This is a genomic window from Sphingomonas sp., assembly GCF_024508665.1.
Taxonomy (GTDB): Bacteria; Pseudomonadota; Alphaproteobacteria; order Sphingomonadales; family Sphingomonadaceae; genus Sphingomonas.
Window position 1 is genome coordinate 460,577 of sequence record NZ_JANINP010000007.1, and the last position, 19,011, is coordinate 479,587.

Consider the following 19,011-nt stretch of genomic DNA (forward strand, 5'->3'; position numbering starts at 1 on the left):
CTTTCAAATCCGTATGCCCGCGAAGGCCGGGGCCCCACGGTTGAAGGGGCGCGCCTAAGGTAGCGAGGTGATTCTGTCAACCGTGGCGGCGCGGTTTTGTGACCGCGCCGCCATGTCTTGCGTGTCCTTACCAGTTGAAGCCCACGCGCGCGTAGAGATAGCGCCCGTTGAAGCCGAACGGCGAATAGTAGGGGAAACCGACCACACCGGTGCTGTTATTCGCCGCAATGGTTCTATCTGGATAGACGTCGAACAGATTGTTTACCCCGAGCGCGACCTGCGCGCCCTTCTTGGGCTGATAGCGCAGTTCGAAATCGGTGATCGCGTGCTGGCCGGTATGGATATCGGCGGAACCGCTAGCGGCCGTGCCCGGCTGGTTGACGTCGCCATAATAGGTGACGCGGGCGGTCGCCGCGAGATTGTCGAGCGACCAGTCGATCGACCCGGTGATCTTCTCGCCCGGCGTGCCCTGCTCAAATGTCAGGATACGGCTGCGCGCAAACAAAGTAGGCGCCGGATTGAGGTTCACCGCGGTCGATGTTGGTACCTTGGTGATGTCTACCTTGTTGACATTGGCCGCGACGGTGAAGTCGAAGGTGCCGGCGCCGTCCGACTTCAGCCGGTAATGCGCCACCGCGTCGATGCCCTGCGTCGTCGATGCCAAGCCGTTAATGAAGAAACGCGCCGCCTGCACGCCGTAGGGCGCCAGGATTCCCGCGACTTGCGGGCTGAAGCTCGCCTGAATGTTCTCCGACAAACCGATCTGGTCGCGAATCTTGATGTAATAGCCGTCGACGGTCAGGTCGAACCCACCCACGCGGATCACCGTGCCCGCAGAGAAGTTGGTCGACTTTTCCGGCTTGAGCGGCAAGCCGCCCAACGCCGTCGCCACCGGCGAAACCGATGGATAGAGACCTGTCAGCAACGGCGATCCGTTCTGAATGACGGAGGCGACCGACGTGAAATATTGCTGCTGGAGCGCGGGTGCGCGAAAGCCGGTCGACGCCGTGCCGCGCAACGCGAACCACGGCGCGAAGTCGTAGCGCAAGGAAACCTTGCCGGTGCCCGTCGTTCCGAAATCGGAGTAATCCTCGCCGCGACCGGCAATGCCGATCAGGAACTTGTCCGTCACCTGCGCTTCTAAATCGAGATAGATCGATCCGTTTTGACGATGCCGCTTGATCGCGTTGACCGGTGCGAAGCCGACAAATCCCTGCGCGCCGGGCTGGGCGAGCGGGAACACCGTACCGGAATTGTATGACGCGGCCTCACCCGACTCGATCTGGAAGCCTTCGCGCCGCCCCTCGACACCGAAAGCGACGTTGAGCGATTGGAAAACGTCGAACTTGCGCGACACGTCGAGGCCGCCGACCAACTGGTCATAGATCAGCGCGCCGTCGGAGAAGCTGGTCTGTGTCGACGCGCCGTAAGTGTAGTTGGCCGAGTTCAGCGTGCGGAACCCGATCTTGTTGCGGCCATAGGAGACGTTCAGGTCGACGTCCCAACCGGCGACATCCCCCTTCAGGCCGAGCGCCGTGTTGAGATCGCGCGACTTGGTATTGATGATCGGCAGGAAACCGTTGGGATATTGCGTCAGTGTGTTGCCCACGGTGTTCGCGCCGGAGATCACGACGGTCCGCAGGCGCGGAAAGGCTGCACTGCGGCTATCGCGATCCTGATAGCCGGCCCAGCCATAAAGCTTCCAATTACCGCCGATCGACGTGCCGAAATTGGCGAACAGGCTATACTGCGTAACCTCCGGGTCGCCGAAGCGGCCGGTCACTACGCTGGGCGTCACGCGCGGGTCGAAATCGGCGCGATTGGTCGGCTGGCGGTTAACGAACTCGCCCGAGATGGTCAGATAGCCGTCCTGGCCAAAGCCGATACCCTGCCATCCCGACACCGATACGGTGTGCTCGCCATTGGTGTGGCGATCGCCACGCGCGGTCTCGATATCGGTATTGTAGAAACCGTAGGTGGTCGACACGCCGCCACCCGAACGCGCTTCGCGCAGGCGAAGGTTGACCACGCCGGCGATCGCGTCGGAACCGTATTGCGCCGATGCGCCGTCGCGCAGCACTTCGATGCGATCAAGCGCTACGGTAGGGATGGTGTTGAGATCGGTCGCGGCCGAGCCGCGGCCTACTGAGCCGTTGATGTTGAGCAGCGCGGAGGTGTGCGCGCGAACGTTGTTGATCAGCACCAGCGTCTGGTCGGGCGACAGGCCGCGCAGCGTTGCCGGGCGGATCGCGTCTGTGCCGTCGACGGCTGACGGGCGCGGGAAATCGATCGACGGAGCGACTGCGGCGAGCGCGGCGCCAAGTTCGGTCGTTCCCTGCTGACGAAGGCTGTTTCCGCTCAGCACGTCTACTGGCGACGCGGTGTCGAGCTTGGTCCGGCCAGCCACGCGCGTGCCGGTTACGATGATCTCCTGGCCAGGCGCCGCCTGATCCTCGGCTGCGGCCGCGGCATCGGGGGCCGGGGGCGTTTCCTGAGCGAACGCGGCATGGCTGGCTGCGAGCGCGATCGAGGAAGCGGCTATCGCCAATGCGGTACGGTTGAGCCTCATGATGTTACCCCTTTATACGCGGGGACGCACGCCCCCGATCACCCTGTCGCGACGAATATCGTCACAGGCCGGTAACATTCCTAGACGTGGGGCAGCACGAAGCACCGCAAGTTTTTCTTGCGGTGCACAAAAGTCACACATCGGTCGATCTGGGGGCGGCTGCCCTAGTGCCGATGCTCGCGGCGCAGATTGTAGCGGCCGTCGGCAAAGCCGGTGAACAGTCCGTCTATCGCCGGATGATCGACCGGTTCCTCGCTGTCATCGTGGAGCAGGTTCTGCTGGCTGACATAGGCGACGTAGCTCGACTCGCCGTTCTCGGCGAGCAGATGATAGAAGGGCTGGTCCTTCGACGGGCGCAGATCCTCAGGGATCGATTCATACCATTCGTCGGTATTCGCGAAGACCGGGTCGATATCGAAAATCACGCCGCGAAAGTCGAACATGCGGTGGCGAACAACATCGCCGATGGTGAACCGCGCGGTCGCGACGGCCGGCATAGGCACGCCGGATTGCGAAAGCACATCATAGGGTTCGGAACGAGTCATGATTACAATGTAGAGTTTCTTCGGCGCCGCACAAGCGGACCGCTTGCGTAGACGGACCGCGTACGTTAGAGGCGCCGCCTTCGACCGGCACCCGCGCTGTTCAGGCAGTGCATATGGGTGCGGAACCCCCAGCGCGGAGAGGTGCCAGAGAGGTCGATTGGGACGGTCTCGAAAACCGTTGTGCGGGTAACCGTACCGTGGGTTCGAATCCCACCCTCTCCGCCACCTAGCCTGAGAATTCGCGGCTGCCTCATGCGGCCGCCACGGCATTCGCAACAAAGTGGGACCAATCGGCATTTGCTCGACATGATGCTCGAGCAATTCGGCCCTTCGCTCTATCTCGCCAACGGACCGGACGTGTCGTTCCTCGGTTTCCCCTATCCCACGCGGATGGCGGTCGCGCGGCTTTCGGATGGTACGGCCTGGATTTGGTCGCCGATCGAATTGACCGCAGAATTGGCCGATGCAGTGCAAGCGGTCGGCCCGGTCTGCCACATCGTGTCGCCCAACAAGCTCCACCATCTGTTCCTCAAACAATGGGTCGAGCGGTGGCCTGAAGCGAGGGTATTTGCGCCGCCTGATCTGGCACGCAAACGGCCCGATCTACGGTTCGACGGCACGCTCGGCGATATGCCCGATCCCCGCTGGGCGGCGGACATCGACCAAGTCGTGTTCCGCGGCTCGTTCGCGATGGAAGAGGTGGTCTTCTTTCACCGCGCCTCGCGCACCGCCATCGTCTGCGACCTGATCCAGCGCTTTCCGTCGTCTTACCTCACGGGGCTCAAAGGCCTGTTGGTGCGGCTCGACGGACTGGCTGGTGACCGTGGCAGCACGCCCCGCGATTGGCGCGCAAGCTTCCTTCGTCGAGGCCCCGCGCGCGCCGCGCGTCGGACGCTGCTCGATTGGCAGCCCGAGCGGTTGCTGATCGCGCATGGCGTGTGCGCGCCCGCCGACGCGACCCGGATCATCCGCGACGCGCTGCGCTGGATTTGAGTGCCGTGCGGCCAGGCGGTATCGCCTGGCCCATCGACGGAAACCCAACGACCACCATCGGTATCACCACGCCCGTGGTGAAGATCCTACCCGCAGGGCGACCGCCGCTTCGATTTCATTCAGCTGCGCTTGCGACAAGACGCCGGCCAGTAGCAACCCGCGCATCAATTCGTCGGCCAAGGCGGCGAGGAAATGCACCTCGGCACGCTCGGCATGCGTATCTTCGCCGTCCGCGTTCACGTCGCTATCCATGCATCTCTCCTCCGGCGCAGCTGTCGCAGGTGCGTGAACGATCGATCAGCAAATTCGACGCAAACGGGCAGAGCCTCGGCGATTGTCGCGCTTGGCGCCTGCGTGTTTGCGTTCAGAAAATACCGAGAAACTTCTTCCTTTGTTTCTTGCGATCGGCGGCCGACTCCTTGCCGCTTTCCGATTTGGCAGTGGTACCATTCCCTACGTCGTCGCGCGGCTTGCCCTTCGTGGTCCGCATCGCCTGGGCGTGAGCGCCGGCCAGGATCGGCCCGCATGCAGCGCTTTTCGCGTCACCTACATCGATAAAGGCGAGAATGGCGGCGAGGGGACTGGCGACGGTGGCCAAACCTACGCCGCCGCCGGCGCGCGCGAGCAACTCCGGGCTGATCACCTGAATGCCCGGCCTGGCGAAATAGCCGTTGAGGCCGACCGGCGACTGGGCGGAAAACAAGGAGAATTGCTTGCCGTCGGCGCGAAATGCGAGGTCGAGGCTTTCATTCTTGAAGCTCAGCCCGCCACGGCCGAGGATGACGTTCTTCTTGGTGTCGATGATGATCGGATCGGCGGCGGCGATCCCGTCGCGCACGGTGAACGCGATGAGCCCGCAATTGATCTGCACCGGTTCCTTCAGTTTGTGCTCGAACATCTTCTGGATGAACGTGCCGATGTCGAGTTCCGACAGCTGGGCGTTCCGCGTCCAGAAGCTGCCGCTCGGCATGATGAACGCCACACGGCCGGAAGACGTCGCGAGCGAATCGTGGATGGTGTCGCCGCGCCCCTTCAACTGGATGCGACCCTTTATCGTGCCGCTCGTGCCTGACTCGTCAACGCCATAGCCGGCCAGTAGTCGGCCCATAGGCGTGGGCGATAGACGAATGTCGTAGGTGTCGAGGGCCGGTCGCGATCGTGTGTCGAAGATCAGGTCCGATGCGACGTTACCGCGCGCCATCGCGAAGCTCAGCGGCGACAACGCCAACCGTCCGCGGTCGAGCGCCAGCGTCAAGTCAACATGCGAAATGGGGACGTTGCGCGACTTGATATCCTGGATCGTCCAATGGAGCCCGGCATCGAAACGTTGCAATTCGGCCACCGGCAGCGCGGCATCGGGCAGCACGCGCTGGGGCGCGGCCCCGGTTGCCGCGGCGGCTGCCACCGCGCCTTTTGCCGCGACGATATCTGGATTGTATCCGATGAACGGTGCGGCATCGACGATATCGAGTTCACGCGTCGCCAATGCCGCATCGAGCCGCAGCCGCTCTCCATTGACGATCGTCAGCCGTCCGGCGAGGTCGCTGTCGCCGAACCGGCCGGCCATGTGCGTGAAGCGATATTCGGCTCCGTCCTTCACCAGTTGCGCGCGCAACGCATAGTCCCGGGTATTGGGCAGGACCACGCCGATAATGCCGAGCAGGTCGGCGAGGTTGCGGCCCCGTGCCCGCATGCGCAACGGCACATGCTCGATGTCCGTTGCCGAAGGCAGCGTGCCTGCGACATCGATGACATTGCCTGCGGCCCAGGCACGCGCGACCAGCTTGTTCTCGCCGCGATCGAGCGTCGCGTCGGGCGACTTCAATTGCGCGACAAGGCGAAACGGCGTGTCGCGGATTTGCCCAGTCCCGTGCAGTTCGACTTCCTTGCCGATCTGCTTGTTCGTGGCGGCGATCGGATCGAGCCCCAGATCGGCGAGCAGCCGCATCCGTGGATCGATATAGCGCACCTTTGTGCCGACGACCGTAGCGCGATCGATCCGCGGCAGTTTGAACGGCTTGCCGCCGGTGTCGGCGAACGTCCAGGTGTTGGCGGTATGGTCGGTATTCCATTCGAGGTCGCCCGAACCTCCGGTCAGGTCGAGCCAGTAGATACGGCGATTGCCGAACAGCAGGCTCAACGGCGAAACCCGCATATCGATCTTCTGTGCCTGAAACAGATTGGGCCTGCTCGCCCATTTCGGATTGGCGATGCTCAGGCCCTCCGCGTAAAATTTGATTTTCAGCGGCGCGAAATAGAGCTGGAAGTCTCCACCTACCTTTACATCTCGGCCCGCCATCCGCGTCGTGACGCTCTCGAAAGGCTGCTTCAGGAAGCGCCCCTTGGTGACGAACAGGACGAGCCAGATGATGAAGAGAGTCGCGAATATGCCGACCAAGGTGTTGCGAAGGATCCGCCAGGCGCGGCTGCCAAAAAAGCCCGTCGCCGGCGTCTCACCGGTCACGTCCTTGGGAGGAGGCGCGGTCATATCCATCGCCGCCTGAATCGCGCGAATGCCTTGAAAGGTTCATTCGCCACCACGCTGGCAAGATGGGCCGAAGCCGCCTAGGAATGAGCTGTGAGCGCTATCCTGGAAATCTGTGTGGACGATGCGGCTGGGGTCGATGCCGCGGTCGCCGGCGGGGCCGATCGGATCGAGCTTTGCTCGGCGCTCGAGCTCGGCGGCCTGACGCCGTCCGCGGCCCTGCTGGATCATGCACTGCGGACCGGGTGTCCGGTGCACATGATGATCCGCCCGCGCGCGGGCGGCTTCGTCTATAGCGAAGACGATGTGGCGTTGATGGTCGAGGAGATTGGCGCGGCCGGGGCGCGAGGCGTCGACGGAGTGGTGGTCGGTGCGTTGCGCCCCGATGGCGAACTCGACCGCGAAGCGCTGGCGCGGTTCCGTGACGCCGCGGGGGAGGCGGTGATCGTCCTGCACCGCGCGATCGATCTCGTCGCCGATCCCGTTGCGGCTGTGGGCCAGGCGATCGCGCTCGGCTATGACAAGATCCTGAGTTCGGGCGGGGCTGCAACCGCGGTCGAAGGCATGACAACGCTTGCGGCGATGGTCGCGGCGGCCGGGGAGCGGCTGTCGATCATCGCGGGATCGGGCATCTCGCCCGACAATGTCGAGCGGATCGTTGCCGCCACCGGCGTGCGCGAAGTCCATGGATCGGCCAGCCGTCCCGGCCCTGAACCCGACGAGGCGACGTTGCGGCTCGGCTTTGCAGCCGGGCCGCGACGCGCGACCGACCGGGCCATCGTGCAAAGGTTGCGCACGGCGCTGACAAAAAAGGGAAGTGAGACATGAACGACGGCATTTCACGGCGCGGTGCATTGGCGATCGGCGCGGCGGCCGTCTTCGCGGCAAGCGCGGCAGATGCGGCTGAGAGCGATCCGGTCGCTATCCTCTCTACTTGGGATTTCGGCAAGGCCGCCAACGAAGCGGCACTCGCGCGCCTCAGGGCCGGCGGCTCGGTGCTCGATGCGGTCGAGGCTGGGGCCAAGGTGCCGGAGGCCGATCCTACAAATCATTCGGTCGGCTATGGCGGTTATCCCGATCGCGACGGCCATGTGACGCTCGACGCGATCATCATGGACGATCGCGGCGGCGTCGGCGCGGTCGCCGCGCTGGAGGATATCGTCCACGCCATTTCGGTCGCGCGGTTGGTCATGGAAAAGACGCCGCATACGTTGCTGGTCGGGGAGGGGGCTACTCGCTTCGCTCTCGACCAGGGCATGAAGCGCACCAACCTCCTGACCCCCGAGGCCGAGAAAGGCTGGCGCGAATGGCTCAAAACCGCGAAGTATCAGCCGATCGCCAATATCGAGAACCGCCTCCCCGGACCGCCCGGTTCCAAGCTCAACCACGACACGATAGGGATCATGGCGCGCGGCCTGGACGGCGCGATGGCCGCGGCCTGCACGACGTCGGGCATGGCATTCAAGATGCGCGGGCGGGTCGGCGACTCGCCCCAGGCCGGGTGCGGGCTGTTCCTCGAAAAGGGGGTAGGTGCTGCCGCATCGACCGGCGTCGGAGAGGAAGTGACCCGGATCGCGGGGACCGCCCGAGTTGTCGCCTCGATCCGCGCCGGGCTGTCCCCCCAGGCGGCGTGCGAGGAAGCGGTCAAGCATATTGCCCAGATGCGCGGCGACGCGATCAAGGGATTGCAGGTGGGCTTTCTGGCTTTGGGTCAGGATGGCCGGGTCGGCGCCTATGCGCTGCTTCCCGGCTTCACTTATGCCGTGACGCGGCATTCGGGCGCGACCGAAGTGCTGCCTTCGGCCAGCCTGTTCAGCCAAGCCCCATAATCGTGCTTGCAGTCCAGGGGTCGCGGTCCAAGGTAGCGACTCGGCTGGGTGTTGCCGCCTGCAATGGGGCTGGATAAGCGGCGGCGCAGGCCGTACTGGGCGTCGCCATCCCTTTCGGGTTCATGCTCTTCGCCGCCTATGGACGATGTTCCTCCCTCCGGCCTTCAGGCCGTCATCCTCGCGAACAGGGAGAAGCTGTTGCGATTCCTGATCTCGCGCGGCGCCGGGGACGCGGCGGAAGACGTGCTTCAGGATCTCTATGTGCGGGTCGCGACCACCGACGGCGGACCGGTCGCTCAGCCTTTGTCCTATCTCTATCGCGCGGCAAACAATTTGATGGTCGATCGATTTCGCTCGCGGCGCCAGGCCGAGCGGCGCGAGCAGGATTGGAGTGATGCGGCGGGGCCGACAGAGCCCGACCGGTCCGACGCGCCGCCGCCCGACCGCAGTCTGGTGGCGCGCGAGACGCTGGCGGGCGTGCAGGCGGTGCTGGACGGATTGGGCGCGCGCACCGCGACGATCTTTCGCCGTCATCGCATCGATGGCGTCCAGCAACGCGATATCGCGCGCGAATTGGGGGTCAGCCTGAGCACCGTGGAAGCGGATCTCAGGCGCGCCTATCGCGCGCTGCTCGACTATCGGAGGTCGATCGATGAGGTTTGATCCGACCGAGTCCGTCTTCACCTACAGGAGGCGGACATGACCGACTGGACGCGCGAGATGGAGGAGGAAGCCATCGCCTGGCTGATCCGCCAGCGCGATCCCTCCTTTGACGACTGGGAAACGTTCGAGGCATGGCTTGCCGCGGACGCCGCGCATGCGCTTGCTTACGCCGAAACTTCCGCCGCCGACCGCGACCTGGATAAGCTGTTGGCGGGAGTGAGCTGGCCGGCCGAAGCCGAACCCGAATTCGACGACCCGATCGTGCCGACGCGTCGCCGCTGGCTGGGCGGTGCTCTCGCGGCCTCGGTCGCGCTCGCGGTTGCCGCCGGCTCCTGGCTCGCCTGGCCGTCGCGCGACCTTTACTCGGTGCAAACCGCCGCCGGCGAACGCCGCACCTTGGTCCTCGCCGACACCAAGCTGGAGTTGAACGGCGAAACCAAGATCGAGCTCGATCGCAAGGATCAACGGTTCGCGCGGATGGAACGCGGCCAGGTGCTATTCACCGTGAAGCACGATCCCGCGCGTCCATTCCGGCTGGAAACCGCCGACGCGACTCTGGTCGACGCCGGCACCACGTTCGAAGTGACGACCGGCGGCGGCGCGCTCGATCTCGCAGTGAGTGAAGGCATGGTCGTGGTCGATCCCGGCAAGGCGGATATCGACGTGCCGGCGGGCCAGCGCTTCACACTCGCCAAAGGGCAGCGCGCCGGCCGGCTGAGCGCAGTTCGGCCGGCCGATGTCGGTGCATGGCGTAGTGGCCAGCTTTTCTACGACGGAGCGCCGCTGTCGCGGGTCGCCGCCGACCTGCAGCGTAATCTCGGGGTGCCAGTCAGCGTCAGCGATGACGCCGCCGCGCGGCCGTTCCGTGGCGTCGTGCGGCTCGACGGTGGTGTCGAGCCGACCATGGCGCGGCTGAATATCCTTCTCGGCGCGAATGTGCGCCGTTCAGGCAAAGGGTGGGTGATCGCCGGACCATGAGGGGTTTCGCCGGCCCCGCGGCGCTGGCGGGGCTCTGCCTGATCGCATCGCCGGCCGAGGCGAAGGATCAGGCGATCGACATTCCCGCCGGGACGCTCGGCCAAGCGATCGCGGTACTCGGCGCGCAGGCGCGCGTCAGCATCGTCGTTGCGGTGAACGACCCCGGCTTGCTTCGCCGCCCGGTCGGCGCGGTGCGCGGTACGATGGGCGCAGGACGCGCCCTCTCGCTGCTGTTGAGGGGAACGTCGGCTCGCGCAGTATCTCCGGCGCCCGGCGTGTGGCGGATCGTCCCCGCTCCACCGCCGAAGCCCAAGCCGATCCCTCGCGCCATCGCGGCGAAACGGCCGGCTTCCCCACCGCCTGCGCCCCAGCCGCAGGCTGCGGACGATATCGTCGTGACCGCAAGCAAGCGCGATACCCGGCTGCAGAACTTTCCCGGCGCGGTCACCGTGATCGGGGGGCTCGACCTGGGCCGCGATCCCGATAATGGCACCGACGCCATCGTCTCGCGCGTTGCGACCGTGTCCTCGACCTATCTCGGTGCCGGCCGCAACAAGCTGTTCATCCGCGGCATCGCCGATTCGAGCTTCACCGGACCGACCCAGGCAACCGTCGGCCAATATTTCGGCGACGTGCGCCTGACCTATAACGCGCCCGATCCCGATCTCAGGCTTTACGATGTCGGGTCGGTCGAAGTGCTCGAGGGGCCGCAAGGAACGCTGTACGGCGCCGGATCGCTCGGCGGCATCATTCGTGTCATTCGCAACACGCCCGATCTCACGACTATCGGCGGGTCGCTGACCGGCGGCGTCTCGGCGACCTGGCACGGCGCGCCCGGGGCCGATCTCGCCGGGGTCCTCAACCTGCCGATCGCCGAGGATGCGCTGGGCATTCGGGTGCTCGGATACGGCATTACCGAGGGCGGCTATATCGACAACCCGCTGCTCGGAAAGAAGGATATCAACCGCTCCAACATCTTTGGCGGGCGTGCGACGCTGCGTGGCAAGGTCGGCGGCTGGACGATCGATTTGGGCGGCACCTATCAGAAGACGCGCAACCTCGACAGCCAATATGCCGATCGCGATGCGCCGCCGCTCACCCGGGACAGCCTGCTCCCGCAGGGGAGCGATGCGACCTATGCGCTGGGTGAGTTGGTCGCGAGCCGTCGCTTCGACAGCGGCTTGCTATTTGTCTCCTCGCTCGGGATCGCGCGCCAGAGGCTCGACGAGCGTTACGACGCCACCGAGCCGAACGGTCCCGAGCGGCTGTTCAAGCAGAACAACCATACCGACCTCTTCTCCTTCGAAAACCGCCTGTCGCGGCCGATGACCGATGGTCTGGGCTGGGTGTTCGGTGCCAGCGTGGTGCGCAATACGACCAGGCTCAGTCGAGCGATGGGCAATCCCGACATGCCTTTGCCGGCCACTGGCGTGGTCAATCGGATTACCGAGGCGACCGGCTATGGCGAAGTGTCGGTCGAATTGCTGCCCAAGCTGACGCTGACCGGGGGCGGCCGCTACAGCCATGTCTGGTTGACGGGCGAGGGGGCCGACGTCGTGCCGCTAATCGCCCGGCTCAATGCCGACGTGACGGCCGAACGCGAGGAAAGCGCCTTCCTGCCGTCGTTCGCGCTGTCGGCGACACCGCTCCGCCGGTTGACACTCTACGCCCGCTACCAGCAGAGTTTCCGGCCAGGCGGCCTGGCAATCGAGGGCGATTTCGTCCGGCGGTTTCGCAATGACCGCGCGGAGACGTTCGAATTCGGCATGCGGCATGGCGTGCCGGGCATCGACCCGATCGGCGTCTCGCTCAGCGTCTCGCGGACCCTGTGGCGCAACATCCAGGCCGATTTCATCGATGGCCGTGGGCTGCCGAGCACGGCCAATATCGGCGACGGGCGGATCTGGACGGTTTCCGCATCGGCCGACTGGCGCCCGGGGCCGGGGCTGAGCCTCGAGGCCGGCATTTCGCTGAACGACAGCAAGGTGGTCAATCCCAGCCCGTTCTTCCTCAGCTTCGTCATCCCCGGTCCGAACAGCCAGCCAGCTACATCGCACATCGTCAACGCGGTAGCCGCTGACGCGGTGACCTATGGGCGTGTGCCCAACATCGCCAATGTGGTCGCGCGCGGGGCGGTCAAATACGAATTCGCGGTGTCGGATACGGCGCAAATCTCGCTCGCGGCGTCGGCGCGCTATACCGGCCGCTCGCGATTGGGCGTGGGGCCGATCCTGGGAGCGGAGCAAGGCGATTATCTCGATACGCGGATCTCCGCGCGCCTGTCTTTCGATCGCTTCGCGGTGACGGCCAGCGTCACCAACCTGACCGATGAGGTCGGCAACCGCTTCGCGCTGGGCACGCCGTTCGCGGTCCCCAGCGAACAGCAGATCACGCCGCTGCGCCCGCGCACCGTCCGGATCGGGTTCGACGCAGCATTCTAGCCGCCGAGTCCCGCATGAAGCGCTCGGCGGACCTTTCATTCCCAAAAATTTACCTCGTGCTTCAAGGCTGCGCCGCCGCGGCGCCGTCATCGCCTTTGAACGGGTGCCGCTCCCCAACGGGCATCCGAAAAAGGGATTGCAGATGCGCGTATTGCTTGCTTCGACTTGCCTGACCCCCGTCATCCTGTTCGCCGCGACGCCTGCCGCGGCGCAAAGCACGATCTCCACCGCGATCACGACGCCGGTGAAGACGTCGACTGCGAATAACGGTGCGCCTTCCGACGTCAGCATCACCTCGGCGGGATCGGTGACCGTCACCAGCGGCACGGCGGTGACGATCGACAGCAACAACGGCGTCAGCAACGCCGGCACGATCCAGATCACCAATTCGGACAACGCGACCGGCATCGGCGCGGCTGCCGGAGTGACCGGTTCGATCAACAATACCGGCAAGATCATCGTCGACGAGACCTATACGCCGACCGACACCGACAATGACGGTGACCTCGATGGCCCGTTTGCTTCAGGCACCGGACGCGCAGGCATCCGCACCGCCGGTACCTTCACCGGCGGGATCACCAATGCGAAAGGCGCTTCGATCACGGTCGAGGGCAACAATTCCTACGGCATCCTGCTGGGTGGAACGCTCAACGGCAATTTGTCGACCGACGGCACGATCACGGTCACCGGCAACAATTCAGCCGGCGTCAAGACCGGCGATATCAACGGCAATGCGCGCATCGCCGGCACGATCACCGCGCAAGGGGGCGGGTCGAGCGCGGTACTGATCAACGGCAACGTTTCCGGCGCGCTGACGTTGCAAGGTACCATTTCCAGCACCGGCTACCGCTATACGACGGTGCCGAGCGATCCGAGCAAGCTCGACGCCGATGATTTGCTTCAGGGGGGACCCGCGGTCTCGATCACCGGCAATGTCGGCGGCGGCGTTATCCTCGCCGTAGCGCCGACGGCCAGCACGACCGATCCGGATACCGACAAGGACGGCATCCCCGACGCCGACGAAGGCTCGGCGGCGATCACCTCCTACGGCTCGGCTGCCGCGCTGCAGATCGGCGCAGCCGGTAACTCTGTCACCTTGGGGCCCGTCGCCAACACTGCCGGCTATGGCTTGATCGTCAACGGCACGGCGAGCGGCAACGGCCTCTATGCTGGCGTGAACGCCAATGGCGTCGTGATCGGCGGCCTGGGCGGGGCGGTCACCGTCACCAACGGCATGCAGGTCACCGGGGGCATAGCGGCGACCGCCAACGCGGCAAACGCGACCGCGTTGCGCATCGGTGCCGGCGCGACGGTCCCGACCATCGTCAATTCGGGCAAGATTACCGCCACGGGCGCCTCGACCGCCGGCCAGTTGTCGCAGGCCGTCGTGGTCGACGCCGGCGCCAACGTGACCTCGATCCGCAACACCGGCACGATCTCGGCGACTGCAGGAACCGCCGCCGGCGCGACCGCAATCGTCGACAAATCGGGCAGTGTGACCCTGGTCGAAAATGGCGGCGCGATCACTGCCAGCGGCGCCGACGCGGCATCGACCCGCAACATCGCCATCGACCTCAGCGCCAATACGACCGGCGCGACGGTCCGGCAGATCGTCGTCGCCAGCGGAACCGCGCCTTCCATCGCCGGCGACGTCCGCTTTGGTAGCGGCAACGATACGCTCGATCTGGGCGACGGCTCGCTTGCCGGCAATGTCACATTCGGCGCGGGCAATAACCTGCTCACCATGTCGGGCGACGCGACGATGACCGGCAACACCACATTCGGCGCGGGCAACGACACGATGACCCTGGCCGGCACGGCTGCCTATACCGGTGCGGTCGATTTTGGCGGCGGGTCGGACACGCTGACGATCGGTGGGACCTCGACCTTCTCGGGCACGCTCGCCAATGCGTCGGGCCTGGCAGTCACGGTCAACGGGGGCAAGTTCACCAACACCGGCACCACGCCGGTATCGATCGGCTCGCTGGCGGTGACCGGCGGCGGCACTCTTGGCGTCACCGTCAACACCACCACCAATACCGCGACGCAGTATAACGTCGCCGGGACGGCCAGCTTCGACGCCAATTCCAAGCTCGCGATCAAGCTGACCGGGCTCGTCACCGGGACCGGTCACTATACGATCCTGACGGCTGGCACGGTCACCGGCGCGAGCAATCTGACGACCTCATCCGTTGCGCTGCCGTACATGTACAAGACCAGCATCGCGACCGGCGGTCCCGCCAACCAGATCGCGATCGACATCGCCGCCAAGACGGCGAGCGAACTAGGCCTCAACCGTTCGGGTTCGGCGGCTTATGGCGCGATCTATGCCGCGTTGAGCCAGGACAGCAAGGTCGCGAATTCGTTCCTCAACATCACCGACGGCACTGCGTTCCAGACCGCGATCCGGCAGATGCTGCCCGATCATGCCGGTGGCACCTTCGCGGCGGTCAGCGCGGGCTCGCGCGCGATCGGCCGGATGCTGACCGACGGCGGCGCGCCCTATGTCGACAAGGGGCATTGGGGCTATTGGATCGAGGAAGTCGCCTATGGCGGGTCGAAGAGCTTCCTCAACACCGCGTCGTACGACATTAACGGCTGGGGCACGTCCGGCGGCGCCGAATACAAGACCAAGCTCGGCAATTTCGGCCTGTCGCTCGCCTATCTGCACGGCAACGACAACGACAACGGCACCGACAACACGGTGTCGTCCGACCAGTATGAGGTCGCCGCTTATTGGCGCGGCGAGTGGAGCGGTCTGCGTCCGTTCGCTCGCGTCTCCGCGGCGCGCGTCAATTTCGCCAGCGAGCGCAGCTTTACCGGCAACGACGGCACCAGCACGGCGGTTGCGCTCAAGAACAGCTCGAAATGGAACGGCAACCTGTTCTCGGCCACCGGCGGTGCCTCGTATGAGGGCGCGGTCGGCCACCTGACCTTCCGCCCGATCCTGTCGGTCGATTATTACCGCCTCGACGAGGACGCCCATACGGAAACCGGCGGCGGCAAGGCGTTCGACCTGTCGATCGCCAAGCGCACCAGCGACGAATTTGCCGCCAATGCGACGATGGCGGTGGGCCTCAGCTTCGGGTCGACCGAGGATGGCTGGTTCCATACCGAGATCGAGGCGGGTCGGCGCCAGATACTCGGCGGCGAACTGGGCGCAACCACCGCGAACTTTGCGGGCGGCCAGGCCTTCACCCTGATCCCCGACAAGCGGACCGATGGCTGGGTCGGCCGCTTCCGCGCTTCGGGCGGTTCGCCCGGCTTCCGCATCGGTGGCGAAGTGGGTGCCGAGGAGCAGCAGAGCCGCGCCGCGATCTCGCTGCGCGCGACGCTTCAGATCGGACTCTGATGTCGGTTGCGGTGCCGGTCCGTTTCCCACCCGGTCGGGTGGGAGAGCGGGCCGGCACCGTTCCCGTTTCAGTTCGGTTGAAACGGCATGAACGCGCCCTACGGTAGGTTCGCGGTCAACTCGTCGAGAAATGGCTGGGCAGTGCCGTCTGACGGCGCGCGCCAGTCGCCGCGGGGGGACAGCGCGCCGCCCGCCGAGACCTTGGGGCCATTGGGGATCGCCGAGCGCTTGAACTGGCTGATCGTGAAGAAGCGGAACAGGAACTTCTCCAGCCACAGGCGGATCGTCGCAAGGTCGTAAGCGTGTCGCGCGGCAGCGGGGAAATCCCGCGGCCAGCGGCCCGCGCTCGCATCTTCCCATGCCTTCAACGCTAGGAAGGCGACCTTCGACGGCACCAGGCCGTGACGCACGATATAGTGGGTGAAGAAGTCGTTGAGTTCGTACGGGCCGATCTTGCTCTCGGTAGACTGGATCGCGCCGTCGGCACCGGCCGGAACCAGTTCGGGCGAGATTTCCTGCGCCAGGATAGCGTCGAGCACGCGGTCGGTTTCGCCGTCATATTGGTCGGTGCGGATGCACCAGCGGATCAGGAACTGAATCAGCGTCTTGGGCACGCCGGCATTGACGGCATAATGGCTCATCTGGTCGCCGACGCCATAGGTGCACCAGCCGAGCGCGAGCTCGGACAGGTCACCAGTGCCGACGACCAAACCGTCATGCTGATTGGCCAGCCGGAACAGATAATCGGTCCGAAGGCCGGCCTGGACGTTCTCGAACGTCACGTCATAGACCGGTTCGCCATTGGCGAACGGGTGCCGCATATCCTCGAGCATCTGTCTTGCCGCCGGCCGGATGTCGATCTCGTCGCCCGCCACGCCGAGCGCGCGCATCAGCGCCCAGGCGTTCGATTTGGTCCCCTCGCTGGTCGCGAAGCCGGGCATCGTATAGCCCAGGATATGGTCGCGCGATCTGCCCAGCCGGTCCATCGCCTTGGCCGCGACGATCAGTGCATGGGTCGAATCGAGTCCGCCCGACACGCCGATCACCAACCGCTTGGCGCGCGCCGCTTCGATCCGGCGGATCAGCCCGGAGACCTGGATATTGAACGCCTCGTAGCAATCGCCGTCGAGCTTCTCGGGCGCATTGGGGACGAACGGAAAGCGCCGCACATCGCGCTTCAACCCGACATCGGCGAAATCGGGTTTTGCCTCGAAATGGATGAAGCGGAAATCCGAGTCGCCAACCCCGGCGAACCGGGCGGCGTCGGCAAAGGTGCTGTTGCGCATTCGCTCGTGCCGGACACGTCCACAATCGACATCGGCAACCAACAAGCCCGATGTCGCCGGAAAACGGTCGGACTCGGCAATCAGTTCGCCCAATTCATGCACCATGCCCTGGCCGTCCCAGGCGAGATCGGTGGTGCTTTCACCCGGACCCGCGGCGGAGAAGACGTAGGCGCACACCGCCCGGTCGGACTGCGATCCGGACAGGAGCATGCGCTGCCGCTCCTTGCCGATCAGGACGTTGGACGCCGACAGGTTGCAGCAGACGAGCGCACCAGCCAGCGCCGCCCAGGTCGAGGGTGGGACAGGCGCCCAATAATCCTCGCAGATTTCCGCATGGAAAATGAAATGCGACAGGTCGCTGGCGGCGAAGATCAGGTCGGTGCCGAACGGAATATTGGTTTGTCCGGCAATGTCGATCTCCGCCCCGACCACACCTTCGCCGCTCGCGAACCAGCGTTTCTCATAATATTCGCGATAATTGGGCAGGAATGTCTTCGGGACGATGCCCAGGATCCGGCCGCGATGGATCGCCACCGCGCAATTATAGAGCCGGCCATTGCGCGGGACCGCCGCGCCGACCAGCAGCACCGGGCGCAATTTGGCGGTCGCCTCGGCGACTTCGGTCAGCGCTGCTTCGGTCGCGCGCTGGATCGTCTGCTGCAGATGCAGATCATCGATCGCATAGGAGGTGAGATTGAGCTCGGGATAGACCAGCAGGTCGCACGCTTCCTTGTGACCGCGCTTCGCCAGCGCGATCGTCTCGCGGACATTGGCGGCGATGTCGCCGACGCTGGCCACCGGCGTGCAGGCGGCCACGCGCAGGAATTCATGCGTGTGGTGCGAGAAGAAACGATGGGTCTTCGCCATACCCGCCGCTTAGGCCTCACACTGGCCTATCGCAAGGTCGTGGCGGCGGCTCAGGTCGTATCCTCGCGCCACTCGAGCGGATCGAGCCAGGGCGAGAAATGCGGCAGGTCGGTCGAGACCTTGTCAGGATAGATGGCCGAGCGCTTTTCCAGGAACGAGGCGACGCCTTCCCGCGCGTCGGCACTGGCGCCGCGCGACCAGACGAGCCGGCTGTCGAGCCGGTGCGCGTCGATCGGCGAGGGCGCACCCATCATCCGCCACATCATCTGGCGCGTGAGGGCGATCGAGACCGGAGCGGATTCCGCGGTGAGCTCGCGGGCAAGCGCGCGCGCGGCGGTGAGCAGATCCGCCTGGGCATGGACCGAGCGCACCAACCCGGCGTCCTTCGCTTCGGCGGCGGCAACCAGGCGCCCCGAATAGCACCAGTCGAGCGCAGTCGAGATGCCGACCAGCCGCGGCAGGAACCAGCTCGATGCCGCTTCGGGAACGATGCCGCGCCGCGCGAAAACGAAGCCGAACCGCGCGCCCTCGGCGGCCAGGCGGAAGTCCATCGGCAAGGTCATCGTGGCGCCGATCCCGACCGCGGCGCCATTGATCGCGCCAATCACCGGTTTCCTCGACTGGAATATGCGCAAACTGAGCAGGCCGCCGCCATCGCGAATGCCTTCGTGGTCCCAATCGACCGTGCCGTCTGGACCGACCGGCGACCCCGCGTCTGACCAGCGCGGTCCTTTGGCATAGTCGAACGTCGCCCCGCCGGCGGAGAGGTCCGCGCCCGCGCAGAACGCGCGATCGCCGCCGCCGGTGACGATCACCGCGCGGACATCATCGTCCTTGTCGGCGCGGTCGAACGCCGCGACCATCTCGCGCATCATCTGTGCGGTGAAGGCATTCATCGCCTTCGGGCGGTCGAGCGTGATCGTGAGGATGTGATCGGTGACGTCGACGCGGATGTGTTCAGGCTCGTTCATCGACCATCTTCCAATCCGTCATGCCGGACTTG

General features: G+C 65.3%; 13 protein-coding genes and 1 tRNA gene. 8 read left to right on the forward strand and 6 right to left on the reverse strand.

Annotated elements, in window-relative coordinates; translation table 11 throughout:
• Positions 1–127: 127 nt before the first annotated feature.
• Both Q0L25_RS17465 and hspQ read right to left on the reverse strand, forming a co-directional pair.
• Positions 128–2,569: a TonB-dependent receptor gene (locus Q0L25_RS17465; protein WP_296616489.1), complete on the reverse strand. Its 2,442-nt coding sequence runs from the start codon at positions 2,567–2,569 to the stop codon at positions 128–130.
• Between the two features lie 164 nt (positions 2,570–2,733).
• Entirely contained in the window at positions 2,734–3,114 is a 381-nt protein-coding gene (hspQ, locus tag Q0L25_RS17470; RefSeq protein ID WP_296616491.1) for a heat shock protein HspQ, read from the reverse strand.
• 135 nt (positions 3,115–3,249) lie between these two features.
• Between hspQ and Q0L25_RS17475 the strand changes: the two genes are divergently transcribed.
• Both Q0L25_RS17475 and Q0L25_RS17480 read left to right on the forward strand, forming a co-directional pair.
• Positions 3,250–3,339, forward strand: a tRNA-Ser gene (locus tag Q0L25_RS17475).
• A gap of 81 nt (positions 3,340–3,420) precedes the next feature.
• Entirely contained in the window at positions 3,421–4,107 is a 687-nt protein-coding gene (locus tag Q0L25_RS17480) for a DUF4336 domain-containing protein (protein ID WP_296616493.1), read from the forward strand.
• A gap of 63 nt (positions 4,108–4,170) precedes the next feature.
• Here the strand turns inward: Q0L25_RS17480 and Q0L25_RS17485 are convergent, their stop codons facing one another.
• Together Q0L25_RS17485 and Q0L25_RS17490 are read right to left on the reverse strand one after the other, a co-directional pair.
• The gene (locus Q0L25_RS17485; protein WP_296616494.1) at positions 4,171–4,359 is read right to left on the reverse strand and encodes a hypothetical protein; all 189 of its coding nucleotides are present in this window, start codon (positions 4,357–4,359) and stop codon (positions 4,171–4,173) included.
• Positions 4,360–4,471: 112 nt separating this feature from the next.
• Positions 4,472–6,595, reverse strand: coding sequence for an AsmA family protein (locus Q0L25_RS17490; RefSeq protein WP_296616496.1), 2,124 nt, complete (start codon positions 6,593–6,595; stop codon positions 4,472–4,474).
• 90 nt (positions 6,596–6,685) lie between these two features.
• Between Q0L25_RS17490 and Q0L25_RS17495 the strand changes: the two genes are divergently transcribed.
• From Q0L25_RS17495 to Q0L25_RS17520, 6 genes are all read left to right on the forward strand, one after another.
• Positions 6,686–7,420, forward strand: a complete 735-nt coding sequence (locus tag Q0L25_RS17495; protein ID WP_296616497.1) for a copper homeostasis protein CutC — start codon at positions 6,686–6,688, stop codon at positions 7,418–7,420.
• Positions 7,417–8,421, forward strand: a complete 1,005-nt coding sequence (locus Q0L25_RS17500) for a N(4)-(beta-N-acetylglucosaminyl)-L-asparaginase (RefSeq protein WP_296616499.1) — start codon at positions 7,417–7,419, stop codon at positions 8,419–8,421. Before Q0L25_RS17495 ends, Q0L25_RS17500 begins: the two co-directional genes overlap by 4 nt.
• Before the next feature lie 138 nt (positions 8,422–8,559).
• On the forward strand, positions 8,560–9,084 hold the full coding sequence (locus tag Q0L25_RS17505; RefSeq protein WP_296616500.1) for an RNA polymerase sigma factor: 525 nt from the start codon (positions 8,560–8,562) through the stop codon (positions 9,082–9,084).
• Between the two features lie 36 nt (positions 9,085–9,120).
• Positions 9,121–10,062 carry a FecR family protein gene (locus tag Q0L25_RS17510; RefSeq protein ID WP_296616502.1) on the forward strand — a complete coding sequence of 314 codons (942 nt, stop codon included), beginning with the start codon at positions 9,121–9,123 and terminating at the stop codon, positions 10,060–10,062.
• A complete protein-coding gene (locus tag Q0L25_RS17515) occupies positions 10,059–12,503 on the forward strand; it encodes a TonB-dependent receptor (protein WP_296616503.1) in 2,445 nt (814 codons plus the stop codon). The genes Q0L25_RS17510 and Q0L25_RS17515 overlap by 4 nt, the downstream gene beginning before the upstream one ends.
• Positions 12,504–12,645: 142 nt before the next feature.
• Positions 12,646–15,855: an autotransporter domain-containing protein gene (locus tag Q0L25_RS17520; protein WP_296616504.1), complete on the forward strand. Its 3,210-nt coding sequence runs from the start codon at positions 12,646–12,648 to the stop codon at positions 15,853–15,855.
• A gap of 98 nt (positions 15,856–15,953) precedes the next feature.
• Here the strand turns inward: Q0L25_RS17520 and Q0L25_RS17525 are convergent, their stop codons facing one another.
• The gene (locus tag Q0L25_RS17525) at positions 15,954–18,008 is read right to left on the reverse strand and encodes an NAD(+) synthase (protein WP_296616506.1); all 2,055 of its coding nucleotides are present in this window, start codon (positions 18,006–18,008) and stop codon (positions 15,954–15,956) included.
• Positions 18,009–18,058: 50 nt separating this feature from the next.
• Positions 18,059–18,979 (reverse strand): crotonase/enoyl-CoA hydratase family protein, encoded by a 921-nt coding sequence (locus Q0L25_RS17530; protein ID WP_296616508.1) that lies wholly within the window; start codon positions 18,977–18,979, stop codon positions 18,059–18,061.
• Between the last annotated feature and the right edge of the window lie 32 nt (positions 18,980–19,011).

Excerpts from the sequence above, each read along its gene's own strand:
- Q0L25_RS17465 (WP_296616489.1), bottom strand. The coding sequence starts at position 2,569 with ATGAGGCTCAACCGTACCGCATTGGCGATAGCCGCTTCCTCGATCGCG.
- hspQ (WP_296616491.1), bottom strand. The coding sequence starts at position 3,114 with ATGACTCGTTCCGAACCCTATGATGTGCTTTCGCAATCCGGCGTGCCT.
- Q0L25_RS17480 (WP_296616493.1), top strand. The coding sequence starts at position 3,421 with ATGATGCTCGAGCAATTCGGCCCTTCGCTCTATCTCGCCAACGGACCG.
- Q0L25_RS17485 (WP_296616494.1), bottom strand. The coding sequence starts at position 4,359 with ATGGATAGCGACGTGAACGCGGACGGCGAAGATACGCATGCCGAGCGT.
- Q0L25_RS17490 (WP_296616496.1), bottom strand. The coding sequence starts at position 6,595 with ATGACCGCGCCTCCTCCCAAGGACGTGACCGGTGAGACGCCGGCGACG.
- Q0L25_RS17500 (WP_296616499.1), top strand. The coding sequence starts at position 7,417 with ATGAACGACGGCATTTCACGGCGCGGTGCATTGGCGATCGGCGCGGCG.
- Q0L25_RS17505 (WP_296616500.1), top strand. The coding sequence starts at position 8,560 with ATGGACGATGTTCCTCCCTCCGGCCTTCAGGCCGTCATCCTCGCGAAC.
- Q0L25_RS17510 (WP_296616502.1), top strand. The coding sequence starts at position 9,121 with ATGACCGACTGGACGCGCGAGATGGAGGAGGAAGCCATCGCCTGGCTG.
- Q0L25_RS17515 (WP_296616503.1), top strand. The coding sequence starts at position 10,059 with ATGAGGGGTTTCGCCGGCCCCGCGGCGCTGGCGGGGCTCTGCCTGATC.
- Q0L25_RS17520 (WP_296616504.1), top strand. The coding sequence starts at position 12,646 with ATGCGCGTATTGCTTGCTTCGACTTGCCTGACCCCCGTCATCCTGTTC.
- Q0L25_RS17525 (WP_296616506.1), bottom strand. The coding sequence starts at position 18,008 with ATGGCGAAGACCCATCGTTTCTTCTCGCACCACACGCATGAATTCCTG.
- Q0L25_RS17530 (WP_296616508.1), bottom strand. The coding sequence starts at position 18,979 with ATGAACGAGCCTGAACACATCCGCGTCGACGTCACCGATCACATCCTC.